Here is a 16,767-nt window from a genome sequence, read left to right as displayed (position 1 = left end):
ATACGGAAGTGCGACGGAAGCCTCGGCTTTCCGGCATGGACGTTAACGTGAGGACTGGATGCGGGCCGAATGCGGCTCGCATTTTTTGTTTTTGTTTGTGAACCTTTAGTTCGGCAGACTATTTCGGAGGTGGAACATTATTAGCAAGGATCATCAAATCAACGAGGAAATCCGGGCGAAAGAAGTCAGGCTGGTCGGCTCAGAAGGCGAGCAACTGGGAATCAAACCTTTTCGTGAAGCGATGCAGATGGCCATTGACGCGAATCTTGACTTAGTCAACGTGGCGCCGCAGGCGAAACCGCCGGTGTGCCGCATTATGGACTACGGCAAGTTCCGTTATGAGCAGCAGAAGAAGGAAAAGGAAGCTCGGAAGAATCAGAAAATCGTCGACCTTAAAGAGGTTTGGTTTCGTGCGAACATCGAGGAACACGACTACCAGACGAAGTTTCGCAACGTTGTGAAATTTTTGAATGACGGCGACAAGGTGAAATGTTCCGTGCGGTTCCGCGGTCGCGAAATTACGCATGCCAGGCTTGGCCAGAAGATCCTGGAGCGAGTGGCCAGCGAGGTTACCGACATTTGTATCGTTGAACGCATGCCTAAGCTGGAAGGCCGCAGCATGATTATGATTCTGGCGCCGAAACCCCACTGACAGGAGGATACTATCCATGCCTAAGATGAAAACACACAGCAGCTTGAAAGACCGTTTCAAAGTAACCGGAACGGGCAAAGTGAAACGCTTCAAAGCTTACAAAAACCACTTGCTGTCCCACAAGTCCGGACGTCAGAAGCGCGTTCTGGGCACGCAGCCGCTGGTTGCCCAAGGCGACGTTCGCCGCATGCAACAACAAATCGCTAACTTGAAATAATACAGAATTGGGCGGTTTCGTCCAATCAAGTTCAAAAGTTCGGCTTTCAGCCCGGCTGAGTTCAAGATTCGACGTCGAATCCGCTTCAGGGATATCGCTTCGTGATCAAAATCGGACTTTTGAACCTCATATCGAACACTTCCGGGAGGTAATGAATCATGGCAAGAGTCAAAGGCGGATTCGTCACGCGCCGTCGTCGCAATAGAATGTTGAAGTTGGCTAAAGGTTACTGGGGCGCGAAACATCGCCTGTTTAAGAAAGCTAAAGAGCAAGTAATGAAATCCTTGATGTACGCATACCGCGACCGTCGTCAGACGAAGCGGAACTTCCGCAAATTGTGGATCGTGCGTATCAACGCAGCAGCTCGCCAAAACGGCCTGAGCTACAGCAAAATGATGCACGGCCTGAAACTGGCCGGCATCGAAGTAAACCGCAAAATGCTTGCCGACCTGGCCGTGAACGACATCGGCGCGTTCAACTCGCTGGCCGGCGCAGCAAAAGAAAAAATCAACGCTTAGTTCTAGCGTTAGAGCAGACAAGCCTCGGGCGACCGGGGCTTGTTTTATTTTCGCGTCCAGCGGGAGAAGGACGAAACCATATTAAGCGGATAATCCGCGCTAATTTTTTCAAATGGGGAAAATGAGCGGAAGGAGAGCGGGTTATCCGCCTTATTTTACTGAAAAGTGGATAATCGCAGAAAATAAAGCAGGTTATCCGCCTTATTTTCCTGAAAAGTGGATAATTGCAGAAAATAAAGCGGGTTAACCGCTTTAGGTCGCTCGGAAAGGTGCGGAAACGAACTTAAAGTGGTGTTTGTAGCTAAAACTCCCCTTAAGCAGATCGCAAGGGACAGGAGTCGAGAGTTTTTCGCACGAGCAGCATTCGAGGGTTTCTCGCAAGGGGAGGCAATCGGTGGTTTCTCGCGGTGGAGCTGCGGTGTGTTGGAAACATTCGTCTCGGTTGATCGGAAAAGGAGGGAATCGGTTTGTCATCAACAATCGCGGCGGCGGAGTATTCATCCTTTCGTTATCGTTTAATCGTCCTGCTCTTGGCCGTCGTCGTCGCCGGGATGAGCCAGGGGCTGCTGCTGCCGCTGTTATCGATCATGCTGGAGCGTTCCGGGGTTTCCTCGGATATGAACGGATTGAATTCGGCGGCGATGTATATCGGAATTTTCTGCACGATGTTTTTTATAGAACGGCCGGTTAAGCGCTACGGTTACAGAAACGTAATTGTGGCGGGAATTGCGATCGTGTCCATGGCCGGAATTCTGTTTCCGTTAACCGAATCATTGGCCGTGTGGTTCGTTCTGCGGTTGCTGGTCGGCGTCGGAGACAGCGCGCTTCACTATACGACCCAATTGTGGATCGTCAGCTCAAGCCCGGCGGAGGGGCGGGGAAAATATATTTCCTTCTACGGAATGGCTTACGGAATCGGGTTTAGCGTAGGCCCGCTGGGAATCAATCTTCTGCCGCTCGGCAAAGCCGTTCCTTTCCTGACTACATCGGCGTTCTTCGTAGTTGTGCTTCTGCTTGCGCTGCGGCTGAGAAACGAGTATCCGGAACCGATCAAGAAGGACGCGGCGCGGGAGAATCGCTTCATGGCGACTTATCGAATCGCCTGGTTCGTGCTGATTCCGGGCTTGCTGTACGGATTGATGGAATCTTCCATGAATAGCAGCTTTCCGCTGTATGGCTTGCGGATCGGGCTGGAGGGGCATTGGATCTCGCTGCTGCTGTTGGCATTTGGCGTCGGCTCGCTTGTTCTGCAGCTTCCGCTTGGCATGCTGAGCGACAGAATCGGGCGTAAGCCCGTGCTGATCGTTTGCGGATTGACGGGCGCCTTGGCATTCTTAGCAATTCCTGCGGCGGGAAGCCAGGTTGCGGTCTTGTTTCTGTTGTTCGCCGTTGCGGGAGGCGTGGTCGGTTCGTTCTTTACGCTTGGCCTTGCGTATGCGGCGGATATTTTGCCGCGGGCGATGCTGCCGACGGCGAATGTCATCGCCTCGATTCACTTCAGTATCGGGAGCATGATGGGCCCGACTCTTGGCGGGTACGGCATTCGTTACGTATCCATTCACAGTATTTTTCTGTTTCTGGGCGCCGCGTTTCTCGTATTTTCCTTGCTAGGCTTCGGATTCCGTGCAAAGCACAACCGGGACCCGGCGCAGCAAGGCGGTACGCCTTGAAGCTAGAGCCCCGGCACGGTGCCGAATGCTTTACAGCTTCCAAATTCGGTACAGGATGACCGCCGCTTCCGTCGCCGACCTGCGCTGGCGGGCTCGATCAGCTTGACCCAAGCCGTAACCTTATACTCATCGCCTTTGTCCACAAATTTCTCCACGCGAACGTAGCTGTCGACGGTTTTGCAGAAACGCTTGCGCGTCATCGGCTCTCGCGACAAGGGCAAGCCATCCCGACGGGAGAAGTATGGCGATTGCGAGCAGCAGGAAGGCGGTTCTCTTGAGTGGTGTGGGCGGGAAACCGGGTAAAAGAGCAGGGAGGAACGGATGTTGAGAAAAGGAGGAGGATTTCGTTAAAGGAGGGGAGGTTAGCTTAAGAGGCGAGCGCTTCGTTTGTGATTTTGGCGATGTCAATCGGGGAGCGGGAGCCTTCGCTGACGAGATCGGGGAGGATGTTCCGCAGAAAGTAATCGACGCAATGAAGTTTGATTTGCTTGATTTTGATCAGGGCGTTCCGGTACATCGTGACGAATTCCTTCTCCGTGTTGCCCAACTGGAGCTCCGAGAAGGCTTCGTAGATCTGGTCCATTTTGTCGGCAACTTCCAGAATCAGGCCTTCGACCGAATCGTCTTTGCCTTCGCGCAATTGTCGGCGGAAAATAGGCTGGAATTCGGCGGGAATGTGCTCGTCGATGAAATGGTCGACCATGCCTTCCTCCACCTGCTGCAGCATCGCCCTCAACTCCAGCGAGTAGTGCTTCACGGGCGTCTTGATATCGCCGATGAAAATTTCGCCGTAATCGTGACTGCTCGTAATTTCGTACAGCTTTTTCCAATCGATGGTGACTCCGTTGCTCTCCTCGATATCGGCCAACGTTTTCGCATACTGCACGACCTTCCAGGAATGCGCCGACACACTGTGCTCCTGAAATTTGAATTTCCCCGGGCAGCGGATGATCCGCTCCAGATCGGTTAACGATTGAAAATACGCATGAATTCCCATCTAATCAGTCCTTCCTTTGCCATTATCGGCGTGTTCTTTTACATCCAGTGTACAATCGGTTTGTTAAGAGAGAATTAAGCGGAGCGTGGAAGTCTTATCCTGCGAGGATCAAGCCGAAACAAGGCGGAGCGATCGGCATGACGCCGCTGGAAATGGTGAAGGCGCTGCTGGGGGAGGGAACGGAGCGACAGCAGACGGTGGTCATGGATTTTCGTCTGTCGCGGATTGTACACGCCGTACTTCCTGTATTTGCTGTCCAGAACGAATTAAGGAAAAACTAGCTTCTTCTTCGGATACCGTCTCGACTTGCAACTTTACCCGGTTTGGTCTCGTTACATAGACAACAAGGAACAGGAGCGCTCCGCACCGTACGCGAAAGGGTTAATTGCTCCTCTTGATTGTTTTGTCCATACATAGAAGGGACTGGTCGAATGAAGAAGATCATTCTGTCATGCCTCGTGCTCTTGATTCTTTCCTCCTGCAGCAGTCGTCAATTTGATCAGAAAGCATGGATGACAGAACCGGAGAAAAGAAGCGGTATGGTGTCGAGCCTGACCGGTAAGTATGAGCTTAAAGGAATGACGGAGACGGAAATTATCGATTTGCTTGGAGAGCCCGAGCAGAAGCTGGACGAGCCTTCTCGTCAATACGTTTATTACTTGGGAAGAGCCGGCCTTGGCGTGGATGACAGCCTGCTTCGCCTCAGCTTTGATGCGAACGGCGAGCTTGAATCTCATCGGGTTACGCACGATTAGGACATAAAAAAGTGAAAGGTAATCGATAAACAATAGGAAAGGTGTATGTATCTCCCTCCGATGCGATACACTCCCGAAATCTGAATGGGGAAACCCGTTGCAAGGTTTCTGGAGCGTACGAGGCAGTCCCGGGAGGTACATACACCTTCTTTTTTATTCGATCATCTCAAGCAACTCGAATTATGGGACAGCGCCTTTTCTCTACTCGAGCTCAGTTCAAGGACAATTGCCAACAACTGTCCAGACGTCCCACTGTCCGCTCTTCAGGTCTGGACGGTCGTTTTGCGTCCACCATTTGGCTTGATAGATTTGGCCGTTGTAGGTGGCTTGATCGCCGTTCAAATAAACTTGCGTTGCGCTCCAAGGAGCCGGGCAAGTGTTGCCGCTCGAAGTCGTCGCCGTATGCGCGTTGCTCGCCGGAGATACGTTGCCGGCTTGGTCGGCGGCATAGACGGTAAAGGTGTAGCTCGTATTCGGCGACAACCCGGTTACGTTGTAGGTCAGCGTCGAGCCGTTCACCGTATCGACAAGAGTCGAGCCGTTATAGATGCGGTATTCCGATACGCCGACGTTGTCCGTTGCCGCTCCCCACATCAGGGAGACGCTGTTCGTCGTTACGCCCATGTTATGCAAGCTTACGGGCGCGGTGGGCGCCTGGGTGTCCGGAACGGGAGGCGTTGTCGTACCCGTCACGGAGTTGCTGTCGGGCGACGTGTTGGTCGCAAGATCGCGCGCAACGACTTTGTAGACGTAAGAGGTGCTGGCCGCAAGGCCGGTATCCTGGAACGTCGTCGTCGTGCCGTTCACGGTGCCGACGTGGGCGCCGTTCCGATAGATGCGATATTCGTTAACGCCGACATTGTCGGTCGAAGCCGTCCAGGACAGCGAAATCGTGGAGGAAGTCGCATTCGTGACGGCGACGTTGCTCGGAGCGGTCGGAGGGATCACGTCGGCCGGACCGGTGAAATTGACGTCGATAACGTTATAGAAAGCGTTGGCCGTATCGGCGACTTCCCACACTGCCAATATGACTTGGTATCCAGTTCGGGCCGGAACGTCGCACGTGTGAGAGAAGTTTGCAGGCGGTTGGCCGCTGTACGGCAGGCTGCAAAACGGCGTCAAATCAAAGGAAGCTCTCGACAACGGAGCGTTCGGATCCCAATTCTGCTTCGTAATATAATATTTCCAGCTTGCGGTAGAGTGTCGAGCCGTCAGCGTCCAGGAGAACGTCGTCGGTCCCGGAGTGATGTTTACTTTGGCCCAGCGGGTAGCGGACTGCTCGTCCAGCTTCGGAAAGGCGCCGCCGGCACTGGCGATTTTACCGTCGGCCGGTCCTGCGTTCGGCCAGCCTTTAGGAGCTTCCAGACTTTGAGGCTCGTAGATGATTGCGCCGCAATCGGTGTTTACGCTGTTTTTGCACAGGATTGCCCGGCTGGAAGGACCGTCCACGTAACCGTGGGCGGACGCGCTGTTCGCCCACCACGCAGTTAACGCAAACACAATCAACATGCCGCAGCCGGGGACCAACAATTTCAACCATTTGGACGAATCCAAAGTATACTGCCGCAACATAAAATCATTCCTCCTCGTTTTTTGGTTTTCGAAATTCCATTTTTTTTGGTTCTCTTCGCCTCCAGTTTAGTGAAAGTGGGATTACGACAAGGCCAAAAACGGGCTCTGACGACGAACGACGCGGGATTTAACAGGCTGCTGTGAAGATAACCACCCCCTTAAAGAGTTGACCGGACTTAACAAATCAGTTTTAAGAAGCAACAGAGGAAGCGGGAGTTGGATGATGACGTCGAAAATTAAGCAAACGCTGCCGCGAATAGGAGCGAATAGAGGGAGAAAGGATAAAATGCTGTAAAGTAAGCGTTTACTTATAAAATACTCCATTTTTTCAAATTTGAAGGGTTAAATTCCAATGGGACAGGGGTAAATTTCAACACTTTTCCATTTTTCGTTACAGATGAAATATCCCTTATCGTAAGAGGACAAGGGTACAAGCATTGCGGGCCGCAGCACCATAAGCTAAAAGACAGGCAGCGCTCCGCTATCTTGCGCGACAAGCGGGGAGGACGGGGCCAAGTCTAGTTCGTTGGTTAGAGGGGAGTGTTTAACGATGGCGAAAGTTACACGCTCGCAGGCGCAGAGGCTGGTTGGAAAGCAGGTATACGCTGTTCGCAAGGATGGCACGATCGCTACGGGCAAACTTGTCCGGATAGCCGGCGATACGCTCGTTCTGGAGCAGCCGCGAGGCAAAAAAGCGCGGACGAGCGCAATCCTTCCGCTCGTATTGTTCGATTTGTTGGCGATCGGAACAGTGGACGGAGGCTTAGGCTGGGGAGGAGGCTTGGGCGGCTGGGGCGGCGGATTGGGAGGCGGCTGGGGCTGGTGGTAAAGCGGCCGCCCTCCCCCTGACGACCGGAATGCACGTTCTGACTTACAGGGATAAGTATTTAGCAAGCTCGACGATTTTAAGCGAAGGAATCTCGCTTAAGGTATCGTAGCCGAGTCGGCGGTAAAATCGCAGCGCACGATAATTGTGATCGTCGACGAACACGATAGCGGCGGTGAATCCCCGTTTTCGGCCATAGCTCTCCGCGCGATCCATAAGGGCCGTTCCGAGTTTTTTGTTCTGATGCCGGGAATCTACGGCCAGCAGGTCGATAATTAGCGTCGGGTGACGGAACTCCATATGGAGAAAGCCAATCGGCGGGGTTCGGTCCGTTCTCGAGGCGACGAGAGTGGCGCCTTTGCGAAGACGTTTGACGATTTCGGCATGCAGTCTGCCGTCTCGCGGGTGCTGCCAGGGAGAGATCGGAACAAGCTGTGTGCGGACGAGTTCTACGATGGCTTTATCGTCGCGACTTCTTCTCCAGCGAATCAACAGCCATTCCTCCTTCGTTAATAGACGCTCGAGATGGGAGCGGAATCGGCGGCAATAGGGTTTTATAGCGTATGAACAAGTCGTTCCGCACGGAACGGCTAAGTTGTGTATTGACGAATGTCCCGCCGGGGAATATAATAAATGCTAAATCAAGTGATCATTCAATAGCCGTGATGAGGAAAAAGCGATAGGGCTCTTAAGCTCAGAGAGCGTCGGATTAGCTGAGACCGATGCCTTAACCCCTGTTAGCGAAGTCTCCTCGGAGCTGTTCCCCTGAACCGCCGGAAGGCCCATTAGGGAGAATCGGGTTGGCGCACGTTATTGCGCTTGGAGTACGAATGGCGATCTAACCCGCCTCGTACTTTATAAGGCCGTCATCGTGAGGTGATCGGCAAACTCGGGTGGTACCACGGAAGCTATTAGCCTTTCGTCCCTAGATGTCGTATTGACGTCGGGATGAAGGGCTTTTTTGATTTGTTGAAAGGAGGAAAAAAGATGAGCGCACAAGGAACTACTATCAAGTCCAAAGAAGAATTGATCGCCAAATGGAGCAAGCCGGAAGTGATCTCGGGGTCGGAAATTTTGCTTCGCAGTCTGTTACTGGAGGGTGCGGAATGCGTCTTCGGTTATCCGGGCGGCGCGGTGCTCTACATTTACGACGCCATGCACGGCTTTGACGATTTCAAGCATTTGCTGACGAGACATGAACAGGGCGCTATTCACGCGGCTGACGGCTATGCCCGTTCCACAGGCAAAGTCGGGGTTTGTATCGCGACTTCGGGTCCGGGGGCGACGAACCTCGTCACCGGCATCGCGACGGCTTATATGGATTCGGTACCGCTCGTTGTCATTACAGGCAACGTAGCGACGCATCTGATCGGAACGGATGCGTTCCAGGAAGCCGATATCGTCGGCATCACGATGCCGATTACGAAGCACAGCTACCTGGTGCGCAAGGCGGAGGATTTGCCGCGCATCATTCACGAAGCTTTCCATATCGCCAACAGCGGACGCAAAGGTCCGGTGCTCATCGACATTCCGAAGGACGTGTCGGCGCAGAAGACGCTGTTCCAACCGATCTCCGACGTTCAGCTTCGCGGCTACAATCCGACGATCCAGCCGAACAAAAACCAGCTGGACAAGATGCTGCGCGCGATCGAGAGCGCCGAGAAGCCGGTTATTCTCGCAGGCGGCGGCGTCGTATACTCCGGAGCGCATGAGGAACTGTACGAATTCGTTACGAAGACCGGCATTCCGACGACGACGACGCTGCTCGGCCTTGGCGGTTTCCCAAGCGGGAACGATCTGCACATGGGCATGCCGGGCATGCACGGAACCTGGACTGCGAATATGGCGATCCAGTCGGCGGATTTGCTGATCAACATCGGCGCTCGATTCGACGACCGCGTTACGGGCAAGCTGGCGGGCTTCGCGCCGAATGCCAAAATCGTCCATATCGACATCGATCCGGCGGAGATCGGCAAGAACGTACCGACCGACATCCCGATCGTCGGCGATGTCAAAGCCGTTCTGCAGCAGGCGAACGCCTTGGCGAAGCCTGCATCCAAAGCGGACGCTTGGCGCAAGCAGATCCAAGAATGGAAAGCGGCTAAGCCGTATTCCTTCATCGACTCCGATACGGAGCTGAAGCCGCAATGGGTCGTCTCTATGATTCACGAGACGACGCACGGCGACGCGATCGTGACGACGGACGTTGGGCAGCATCAGATGTGGGCGGCGCAGTATTATCCGCTTAACAAGCCGCGTTCCTGGGTGACGTCCGGCGGTCTCGGCACGATGGGCTTTGGCTTCCCGTCGGCGATCGGCGCCCAGATGGGCAACCCGGACAGAACGGTCGTCTCGATCAACGGCGACGGCGGCATGCAGATGTGCGCCCAGGAACTGGCGATCTGCGCGATCAATAACATTCCGGTCAAAGTCGTCATTATCAATAACCAGGTGCTCGGCATGGTTCGCCAGTGGCAGGAGCTGATCCATGAGAACCGTTTCAGCCATATCGACCTGGCCGGAAGCCCGGATTTCGTCAAGCTGGCAGAAGCTTACGGGGTGAAAGGCTATCGCGCCGCGAACAAGGACGACGCCCTGCGGGTATGGAAGGAAGCGCTGGAGCATCCGGGCCCGGCGGTCGTGGAGTTCGTCGTTCGCAGGAACGAAAACGTCTATCCGATGGTTACCCAAGGTAGCACGATCGACCAGATGATCATGGGGGATGCCGAATGAACCGTAAATTTACGATAGCGATACTCGTCAACGACCAGCCTGGCGTGCTGCAACGGGTTTCGGGCCTGTTCGGCCGCCGGGGCTACAATATCGAGAGCATTACCGTCGGGGCTTCCGAAGAGCCGGGATTGTCCCGTATGGTGGTCGTCACGACGGGCGACGATCATACGCTGGAGCAGATCCAGAAACAATTGTACAAGCTGATCGACGTGATCAAGGTAATCGACGTCAGCGGCAATCCGATGGTCGGCCGCGAGCTGGCTCTGATCAAGATCAGCGCCGAGCCGTCGATGCGTCCGGAGGTGCTCGGCATCGTCGAAACGTTCCGCGCCGCGGTCGTAGACATCGGTCCGTCCACGCTGATCGTTCAAGTCGTCGGCGATTCCGAGAAAATCGACGCCATGATTGAATTGCTCAAGCCTTACGGCATTCGCGAGCTGTCGCGGACCGGCGTAACGGCGATGAACAGGGGCGCAAGGTAAGCGGCGTCCCGTCCGGACAAGATCTCGTACCCGCGGAGCGGGTATTCGAGGAGAGAACCTCCGGCTTCGCAGGCGGAGCCGTCTCTCTTGGAACGCCCGCTTCGAGGGTCGACAATATTGATTTATTTTAAGGAGGAACACAATTCAATGGCAGTTAATTTGTTTCATGAGAAAGACGCCGATCTGGGCGTTCTTAAAGGCAAAACAATCGCGGTAATCGGTTACGGCAGCCAAGGCCACGCACAAGCGCAAAACCTGCGCGACAGCGGCGTGAGCGTCATCATCGGCCTTCGCGAAGGCAAATCCGCAGAAAGCGCGCGCAACGACGGCTTCGAAGTGCTGTCCGTCGCCGACGCTACTCGCAAAGCGGACGTTGTACAAATCTTGATGCCTGACGAGACGCAAGCAAGCGTCTACAAAAACGAAATCGAGCCTAACCTGAAAAAAGGCGCAGCTCTGATGTTCTCCCACGGCTTTAACGTACATTTCGGGCAAATCGTCGCTCCGGCGGACGCTGACGTTCTGCTCGTCGCTCCGAAATCTCCGGGTCACATGGTTCGTCGTACTTACGTCGAAGGCTTCGGCGTTCCGGGACTGATCGCGATTCATCAGAACGGCACAGGCAAAGCGTTCGAAATCGGCATGGCTTATGCCAAAGGCATCGGCTGTACTCGCGCAGGGGTTATCGAGACGTCTTTCAAAGAAGAAACCGAAACCGACCTGTTCGGCGAACAAGCCGTTCTGTGCGGCGGCGCTTCCGCGCTCGTCAAAGCGGGCTTCGAAACTCTGGTTGAAGCCGGTTACGCGCCTGAGATGGCTTACTTTGAGTGCTTGCACGAGCTGAAGCTGATCGTTGACTTGATGTATGAAGGCGGACTGGCTTCCATGCGCCACTCGATCTCCAACACGGCGGAATACGGCGACTACGTTACCGGCCCTCGCGTCGTAACGGAAGAGACGAAGAAGGAAATGAAGCGCGTTCTGTCCGACATCCAACAGGGCAAATTCGCTCGCGACTTCATCCTCGAAAACCAGTCCGGACGCGCATTCCTTACGGCGACTCGCCGCAACGAAGCCGAGCATCCGATCGAAGTCGTCGGCGCGCAGCTGCGCGGCATGATGCACTGGATCAAGAAATAATTCCCGTCTCGCGCGGATACGAACCCCGGCACAACGTTGCCGGGGTTTTTGTTAAACGGCTGTGAGAAGAGACACACGGCGTTGTCAGCAAAGTATCTTTGACTAACAGAAATGGGGAGCTTCGGATGAACTATCGGTATTCCAAGAGACTGGACTCCTTCTCTTCGTCGGCGGTTCGCGAAATTTTGAAGCTGACGCAGAGAAAATCGATTATCTCCTTTGCCGGCGGACTACCGGCGGAGGAGCATTTTCCTGTCGCGGCGATCGGGGAAGCGTTCGACAGGGTGCTGGCGGCGGGCAACAAGGCGCTTCAGTACGGCTTGACGGAAGGCTTCCTTCCGCTGCGGGAAAGCATCTGCAAATGGATGGCGCCTAAGGGCGTGACGATTACTCCGGACGATCTGCTGATTACGACCGGATCGCAGCAGGCAATCGATCTGTTGACGCGAATCTATATCGATCCGGGCGACGTCATCCTGGTGGAGAAGCCGACTTATTTGTCGGCGCTTCAAGTGTTCCGATCTTACGGAGCGGAGCTTGTATCCGTCGAAACCGATGAAGACGGCATCGTGCTGGACGATCTGGCAGCCAAGCTGAAGCAGTATTCGCCGAAGCTCGTCTACGTCATCCCGACCTTCTCCAATCCGACGGGCAAGGCTTGGAGCCTCGAGCGACGCAAAGGCGTGCTGGAGCTGTGCCGCGCCAATGACGCGCTTATTCTCGAGGACGATCCTTACGGCGAATTGAAGTTCGGCGATGCATCTTTGACGTATCCGTCTTTATTTTCTCTGGATGCTCACCCGCAGGGCTCGTGCGTCGTCTATACGAGCACGTTCTCCAAGACGGTCGCTCCGGCGCTGCGGACGGGTTGGGTGATGGCCGATCCGGAGATTGTTCGCCACATGGCCCGCGCCAAGCAGGCCGCGGACTTGCACTCCAGCTCAATGGATCAACAGGCGCTGCATCAACTGATCGAGCATTTCGATCTCGCCGGTCACATCGAGTTCGTTCGCAAGGAGTATGAAGCGCGCATGCGCCAGATGGCGAATCTGCTGTCGCAGCAGGATTGGCCGGGCGTGACGTGGAACGAGCCGAAGGGCGGCATGTTCTTCTGGCTGCAGCTGCCTGAATCGGTGGACACCGCCGAACTGCTGAAGACGGCGGTCGATCTGGGCGTAGCCTTCGTGCCGGGCGTCTCCTTCTTCGCAGACGGCTCCGGTCGGAACACGATGCGCCTTAACTTCACGCATAACGACGCCGAAGGAACGATTGCGGGCATGAAACGTCTAGATCAGGCGATGCAGAGCGTACTGGTGAAGTAGAAGCGGACGGACGGGGGCTGTCTCATAAGCAGGGTTGCATGATGATCTTTCAGAGCAACTTGGTTGGCTTATGGAACAGCCCCTCCTTCGCGCGCTCGAATAACGTCCTCAAAATGGCGGCAAAAACAACTCAGCCTGGGGCCAAAAGTGTGAGCGGCACCGGGAATAGCAAGCTGGTGGATAACTCGTAAAGCGGAAATGCCGCCTTAAATTCGGGAAACGGGCCATTTGAAGGAAAATAGAGCGGATTTCCCGACTTAAATTTGGAAAAAGCCAATTTTCCGAAAAATAAGGCGGAAAACCGGCTTTAATTGCCACGGATCTACCCGGTAGTCGGAAATAAGGCGGACAACCCGCTTTATTTGATTATGCGGTGATTGTAGACTGCGTAGTGGCATCGAGGGAATCAGCGCATTCTGCCGTAAAATAAGGGCCTACGCACTAAGCGGCAAGCAATCCGTTATACGGCAGCGCGAGTGGACGAGTCAGCCCAACTAGTTGAATAGGCATTGCCTATAGAAACGATAGTTTTTATATATTTTCATTCTGGGATGAAGTGTATTACAATTGAGAGAAAGTCTCAATGGACAACTATAACATACAGGTGGAGTGGATACGAACGATGTCAGAAGTTAAGAAAATCGCCGTCATCGCCGGAGACGGAATCGGCCCGGAGGTTGTCGCGGAAGCGATTAAGGTTATGAAGAAGACGGAGGAACTGTTCGGCTACAAGTTCGAATTCCAGCACGGCCTGTTCGGCGGCATCGCGATCGATGAGAAAGGCACGCCGCTCCCGCAGGAAACGCTTGAAATCTGCCAAAGCTCCGACGCCGTGCTGCTGGGTGCAGTAGGCGGCCCGAAATGGGACAACAATTCCAAGGAGCTTCGCCCTGAGACAGGACTGCTGGGCATTCGCAAAGCGCTTGGCCTGTTCTCCAACATTCGTCCGGCGGTTGTGTTCGATTGCTTGAAGGACGCTTCCACGCTGAAGCCGGAAGTGCTGGACGGCACCGACCTGATCGTCGTTCGCGAGCTGACTGGCGGCATCTACTTCGGCGAGAAATTCCGTCGCGAAGGCGCGCAAGGCGAGGAAGCCGTCGATACTTGCGTATACAACGTAACGGAAATCGAGCGTATCGTACGCCAAGCGTTCGAAGTGGCGCAGAAGCGCAGCAAGCGTCTCGCTTCCGTAGATAAAGCAAACGTACTCGAAACTTCCCGCCTGTGGAGAGAGACGGTTAACCGCATCGCTCCGGAATATCCGGATGTCGAGCTGGAGCACGTGCTCGTCGATAACTGCGCGATGCAGCTGCTTCGCCGTCCGTCAAGCTTCGACGTCATTGTGACGGAGAACATGTTCGGCGACATTCTGAGCGACGAAGCGGCCATGCTGACGGGGTCGATCGGCATGCTGTCCTCGGCGTCTCTCGGCGAAGGCAGCTTCGGCTTGTACGAGCCTGTGCACGGCTCCGCTCCGGACATTGCCGGACAAGGCATCGCCAACCCGATCGCAACGATTCTGTCCGTTGCGCTTATGTTCCGCCTCACGTTCGGTTACGAAGATGCTGCGAACGCCATCGAGACGGCGGTCAAAAACGTGCTTAACGCCGGCCACCGTACCGGAGATATCGCCACGGACAAGAGCCAGGCAATCGGAACGACGGCTATGGGCGATCTGATCGTTGCAGAATTGGCGAAGTAATTGTCGATAAAATAATTAAAAAGCACTAGCGAACGCTTTTCTCTGCGACGCAACTCCCCGGGCGGAAGCCATGGGGAGTTTTTAGCTTTATGAGACCATTTTCCGGCAGGAATTGTGTTCATGTACAGAGAATATAGTGAGAAGAATAAAGGAATCCGATTTAGCGATGCAGATTCAGGGAGGGAAGACGATGAGCTTTTGCTGTGGAGCCAGCATGATCGGAACGAAAGGGACGTTAAAGCATTACCGGACGAGAATCCATAACGTGCCGATTTTGTTTTGCCCCGTATGCCACCGGGTTGAAGTCCATTATTTGGTGGAGAACGAATACGAAATTTTGGCGGAATACGCGCATGGCGACGGAGCGTCTGAAGTCGACTTCCAGGATTACGTCGATGAATCGGACAAAGCGCTGCACGAAAATTGCGTAAACAACGAAGATGAGGATCCGATGGCGATCGTGCAAAATCAAATCGACGTATCGCTCGATTTGCTGACCTTTGCCAAGGAAATCGCCGATACCGAGTGGCAGCAGCAGTTGAAGAAACGTTTGATCGTTCTCAGCCAAAGACGCCACAAGCTAAAGCTGAAGCGAGCGCCTGGCGGAGCGATATAAGCGCGAACGCCATAGCGAGCGGAACAAACTCGAGAGCTGTCCGGCAGATCTAAGGATCATGACCGGACGGCTCTTTTTTTTGCGGGAGTTATTCGACAGAAAATGCAAGATGGGCCCTAAAGGCATTCGTCACGACTCGACAACTTCTCTGATTGACATTCGTTATCGTTAATGGATATGATTTGGTTAATTTAAAGCGGGTAGGTGTCAGAGACTGCTCTGGTAATGGAGGATTCTCGTATGAACGGTTGGAAGGCGCGCTATTTTCCGATTCTTGCGGAGTTCGCCCAAAGCGGCGGGAACGCCGTTCGAGCGGAAACGCAGCAACTATCGAATGAATTGATCGGGTTGCCGACATCCGTGATTCTAAGACACCATGAAGAGAGCGTTCAGTTTCTACTATCCAATGCGGAGCCCAAAGAACGGATCACGGTTGTCCAAAGGTCGCTTACGTTTATTACCGATTTGCTTGTTTCCTTGCGTGCGCCCGAAGCGGCCGCGGAGGAGGCTCGTTCGAACAAATTTGAAACCGTTCTACAGCATATGGACAGCGGCGTCGCCCTGTTCGATGCCGAAGGCAACCTGAGGTTCGTAAACGTGCAAATGTCGAAATTGTTGAAAGCCCCGCGCAGAGAATTGATCGGAAGCACGCTGTTTCGGCTTTTTTTTCATCGAAGTCTAAGTCTGTCGGTTCGCAGGCATATCCTTAGAGTCTATCGTGGATTGGCGTTGTATCGCCGCTATCACGACGAGTTTCAGGACGCGGCCGGCCGTCATTTGCTGGTGAGCATCTCGCAGCCGGACGAGCTGGACGGAGATTATTTGGTCAGCGTGAAGGACGTATCCGAGTATAAGCTAATCGAGCAGGCGGCGTTCCAGAACGACAAGCTGGCGATGCTCGGCAAAATCTCGGCTGCGATCGCCCACGAAATCCGCAATCCGCTCACTTCGATCCGAGGCTTTATTCAGCTGCTTAATCCGTATCTGTCGGAAATCGGCAAGCAGGAATACGGAAGAATTATTTTATCGGAGATTGACCGGGCCAACGACATTATTTACGAGTTTCTGAATTCGTCCAAGCCGTCCGCCCCCATGATGCAGAAGGTTTCCGTGGATATGCTGCTGCGGGAGACGGCTCTTCTGTCCGAGAGCGAGGCGCACATGAAGGGATGCGAAATTTATTATGAAAACTTCGCTCCCGAGCTTGCGGTAGCGGTTGACGTAAAACAAATCAAGCAAGTGCTGCTGAACCTGATGAAAAATGCGCTGGATGCCATTCAGGATGTGATCGGGGAGCGAAAAGGACGCATCGCCATTTCCGCCAGGCAGGAGGGCAAGTTCGCCATCATTTCGATTGCAGACAACGGAAAAGGGATGGAGAGAGCGACGTTAAATCGGCTGTTCGATCCGTTCTTCACTACGAAGGAAGCCGGCACGGGATTGGGGCTATCGGTCAGCTATCGCATCATCGCCAACCACGGAGGCACCATTCGGGTGGATAGCCAAATTCGCGAAGGAACCGAGTGCAAGATTTATTTGCCATGCGTCGAGTAGAGGGAGTACAA

18 protein-coding genes are annotated in these 16,767 nt (G+C 54.2%); 14 read left to right on the top strand and 4 right to left on the bottom strand.

Features of this window, described 5'->3' with window-relative positions; genetic code table 11:
• Positions 1-157 precede the first annotated feature (157 nt).
• From infC to J4772_RS08355, 4 genes are all read left to right on the top strand, one after another.
• On the top strand, positions 158-652 hold the full coding sequence (infC, locus tag J4772_RS08370) for a translation initiation factor IF-3 (protein WP_116062641.1): 495 nt from the start codon (positions 158-160) through the stop codon (positions 650-652).
• A 16-nt stretch (positions 653-668) separates the two neighbouring features.
• Positions 669-869, top strand: a complete 201-nt coding sequence (rpmI, locus tag J4772_RS08365; protein ID WP_094045461.1) for a 50S ribosomal protein L35 — start codon at positions 669-671, stop codon at positions 867-869.
• Between the two features lie 158 nt (positions 870-1,027).
• Entirely contained in the window at positions 1,028-1,387 is a 360-nt protein-coding gene (rplT, locus tag J4772_RS08360) for a 50S ribosomal protein L20 (protein WP_116062642.1), read from the top strand.
• Between the two features lie 467 nt (positions 1,388-1,854).
• The gene (locus J4772_RS08355; protein ID WP_256442688.1) at positions 1,855-3,057 is read left to right on the top strand and encodes an MFS transporter; all 1,203 of its coding nucleotides are present in this window, start codon (positions 1,855-1,857) and stop codon (positions 3,055-3,057) included.
• A 2-nt stretch (positions 3,058-3,059) separates the two neighbouring features.
• Here the strand turns inward: J4772_RS08355 and J4772_RS08350 are convergent, their stop codons facing one another.
• On the bottom strand, positions 3,060-3,272 hold the full coding sequence (locus tag J4772_RS08350) for a hypothetical protein (RefSeq protein WP_209074861.1): 213 nt from the start codon (positions 3,270-3,272) through the stop codon (positions 3,060-3,062).
• A gap of 152 nt (positions 3,273-3,424) precedes the next feature.
• The gene (locus tag J4772_RS08345) at positions 3,425-4,054 is read right to left on the bottom strand and encodes a YfbR-like 5'-deoxynucleotidase (protein ID WP_116062643.1); all 630 of its coding nucleotides are present in this window, start codon (positions 4,052-4,054) and stop codon (positions 3,425-3,427) included.
• Positions 4,055-4,191: 137 nt separating this feature from the next.
• On the opposite strand from J4772_RS08345, the gene J4772_RS08340 reads away from it, so the two are divergent.
• Positions 4,192-4,335 (top strand): hypothetical protein, encoded by a 144-nt coding sequence (locus J4772_RS08340; protein ID WP_209074860.1) that lies wholly within the window; start codon positions 4,192-4,194, stop codon positions 4,333-4,335.
• 150 nt (positions 4,336-4,485) lie between these two features.
• Positions 4,486-4,809, top strand: coding sequence for a hypothetical protein (locus tag J4772_RS08335; protein WP_209074859.1), 324 nt, complete (start codon positions 4,486-4,488; stop codon positions 4,807-4,809).
• Between the two features lie 216 nt (positions 4,810-5,025).
• On the opposite strand, the gene J4772_RS08330 is transcribed toward J4772_RS08335, so the two are convergent.
• Entirely contained in the window at positions 5,026-6,381 is a 1,356-nt protein-coding gene (locus J4772_RS08330; protein ID WP_209074858.1) for a lytic polysaccharide monooxygenase, read from the bottom strand.
• A gap of 550 nt (positions 6,382-6,931) precedes the next feature.
• On the opposite strand from J4772_RS08330, the gene J4772_RS08325 reads away from it, so the two are divergent.
• Positions 6,932-7,210 (top strand): 50S ribosomal protein L33, encoded by a 279-nt coding sequence (locus tag J4772_RS08325; RefSeq protein ID WP_209074857.1) that lies wholly within the window; start codon positions 6,932-6,934, stop codon positions 7,208-7,210.
• A 42-nt stretch (positions 7,211-7,252) separates the two neighbouring features.
• Here the strand turns inward: J4772_RS08325 and J4772_RS08320 are convergent, their stop codons facing one another.
• Positions 7,253-7,699, bottom strand: a complete 447-nt coding sequence (locus J4772_RS08320; RefSeq protein WP_209074856.1) for a GNAT family N-acetyltransferase — start codon at positions 7,697-7,699, stop codon at positions 7,253-7,255.
• A gap of 495 nt (positions 7,700-8,194) precedes the next feature.
• Here J4772_RS08320 and ilvB point away from each other — a divergent pair, with 495 nt between their 5' ends.
• The 7 genes from ilvB (at position 8,195) to J4772_RS08285 (ending at position 16,756) form a co-directional block, all read left to right on the top strand.
• The gene (gene ilvB, locus J4772_RS08315) at positions 8,195-9,940 is read left to right on the top strand and encodes a biosynthetic-type acetolactate synthase large subunit (protein ID WP_209074855.1); all 1,746 of its coding nucleotides are present in this window, start codon (positions 8,195-8,197) and stop codon (positions 9,938-9,940) included.
• Positions 9,937-10,422, top strand: coding sequence for an acetolactate synthase small subunit (gene ilvN / locus J4772_RS08310; RefSeq protein ID WP_116062649.1), 486 nt, complete (start codon positions 9,937-9,939; stop codon positions 10,420-10,422). Before ilvB ends, ilvN begins: the two co-directional genes overlap by 4 nt.
• A gap of 147 nt (positions 10,423-10,569) precedes the next feature.
• Positions 10,570-11,562 carry a ketol-acid reductoisomerase gene (ilvC, locus tag J4772_RS08305; RefSeq protein WP_209074854.1) on the top strand — a complete coding sequence of 331 codons (993 nt, stop codon included), beginning with the start codon at positions 10,570-10,572 and terminating at the stop codon, positions 11,560-11,562.
• Positions 11,563-11,687: 125 nt separating this feature from the next.
• A complete protein-coding gene (locus J4772_RS08300) occupies positions 11,688-12,884 on the top strand; it encodes an aminotransferase-like domain-containing protein (protein WP_209074853.1) in 1,197 nt (398 codons plus the stop codon).
• A gap of 622 nt (positions 12,885-13,506) precedes the next feature.
• On the top strand, positions 13,507-14,586 hold the full coding sequence (leuB, locus tag J4772_RS08295) for a 3-isopropylmalate dehydrogenase (protein ID WP_209074852.1): 1,080 nt from the start codon (positions 13,507-13,509) through the stop codon (positions 14,584-14,586).
• Positions 14,587-14,776: 190 nt separating this feature from the next.
• Entirely contained in the window at positions 14,777-15,202 is a 426-nt protein-coding gene (locus J4772_RS08290) for a hypothetical protein (protein WP_116062652.1), read from the top strand.
• A gap of 240 nt (positions 15,203-15,442) precedes the next feature.
• Positions 15,443-16,756 carry an ATP-binding protein gene (locus tag J4772_RS08285; RefSeq protein WP_209074851.1) on the top strand — a complete coding sequence of 438 codons (1,314 nt, stop codon included), beginning with the start codon at positions 15,443-15,445 and terminating at the stop codon, positions 16,754-16,756.
• The last annotated feature ends 11 nt before the right edge of the window (positions 16,757-16,767 follow it).

It is taken from the genome of Cohnella sp. LGH (assembly GCF_017671885.1).
Classification (GTDB): Bacteria; Bacillota; Bacilli; order Paenibacillales; family Paenibacillaceae; genus Cohnella; species Cohnella phaseoli.
The sequence above is the reverse complement of the archived record's forward strand: the minus strand, read 5'-3'. Positions and strand labels throughout refer to the sequence as shown.

What these genes read in the sequence shown, in the direction of transcription:
- leuB (WP_209074852.1), top strand. Translation starts at nt 13,507, where the DNA reads ATGTCAGAAGTTAAGAAAATCGCCGTCATCGCCGGAGACGGAATCGGC.
- J4772_RS08285 (WP_209074851.1), top strand. Translation starts at nt 15,443, where the DNA reads ATGAACGGTTGGAAGGCGCGCTATTTTCCGATTCTTGCGGAGTTCGCC.
- J4772_RS08330 (WP_209074858.1), bottom strand. Translation starts at nt 6,381, where the DNA reads ATGTTGCGGCAGTATACTTTGGATTCGTCCAAATGGTTGAAATTGTTG.
- J4772_RS08290 (WP_116062652.1), top strand. Translation starts at nt 14,777, where the DNA reads ATGAGCTTTTGCTGTGGAGCCAGCATGATCGGAACGAAAGGGACGTTA.
- J4772_RS08345 (WP_116062643.1), bottom strand. Translation starts at nt 4,054, where the DNA reads ATGGGAATTCATGCGTATTTTCAATCGTTAACCGATCTGGAGCGGATC.
- ilvC (WP_209074854.1), top strand. Translation starts at nt 10,570, where the DNA reads ATGGCAGTTAATTTGTTTCATGAGAAAGACGCCGATCTGGGCGTTCTT.
- rpmI (WP_094045461.1), top strand. Translation starts at nt 669, where the DNA reads ATGCCTAAGATGAAAACACACAGCAGCTTGAAAGACCGTTTCAAAGTA.
- J4772_RS08325 (WP_209074857.1), top strand. Translation starts at nt 6,932, where the DNA reads ATGGCGAAAGTTACACGCTCGCAGGCGCAGAGGCTGGTTGGAAAGCAG.
- J4772_RS08340 (WP_209074860.1), top strand. Translation starts at nt 4,192, where the DNA reads ATGACGCCGCTGGAAATGGTGAAGGCGCTGCTGGGGGAGGGAACGGAG.
- ilvN (WP_116062649.1), top strand. Translation starts at nt 9,937, where the DNA reads ATGAACCGTAAATTTACGATAGCGATACTCGTCAACGACCAGCCTGGC.
- J4772_RS08335 (WP_209074859.1), top strand. Translation starts at nt 4,486, where the DNA reads ATGAAGAAGATCATTCTGTCATGCCTCGTGCTCTTGATTCTTTCCTCC.
- ilvB (WP_209074855.1), top strand. Translation starts at nt 8,195, where the DNA reads ATGAGCGCACAAGGAACTACTATCAAGTCCAAAGAAGAATTGATCGCC.
- rplT (WP_116062642.1), top strand. Translation starts at nt 1,028, where the DNA reads ATGGCAAGAGTCAAAGGCGGATTCGTCACGCGCCGTCGTCGCAATAGA.
- J4772_RS08300 (WP_209074853.1), top strand. Translation starts at nt 11,688, where the DNA reads ATGAACTATCGGTATTCCAAGAGACTGGACTCCTTCTCTTCGTCGGCG.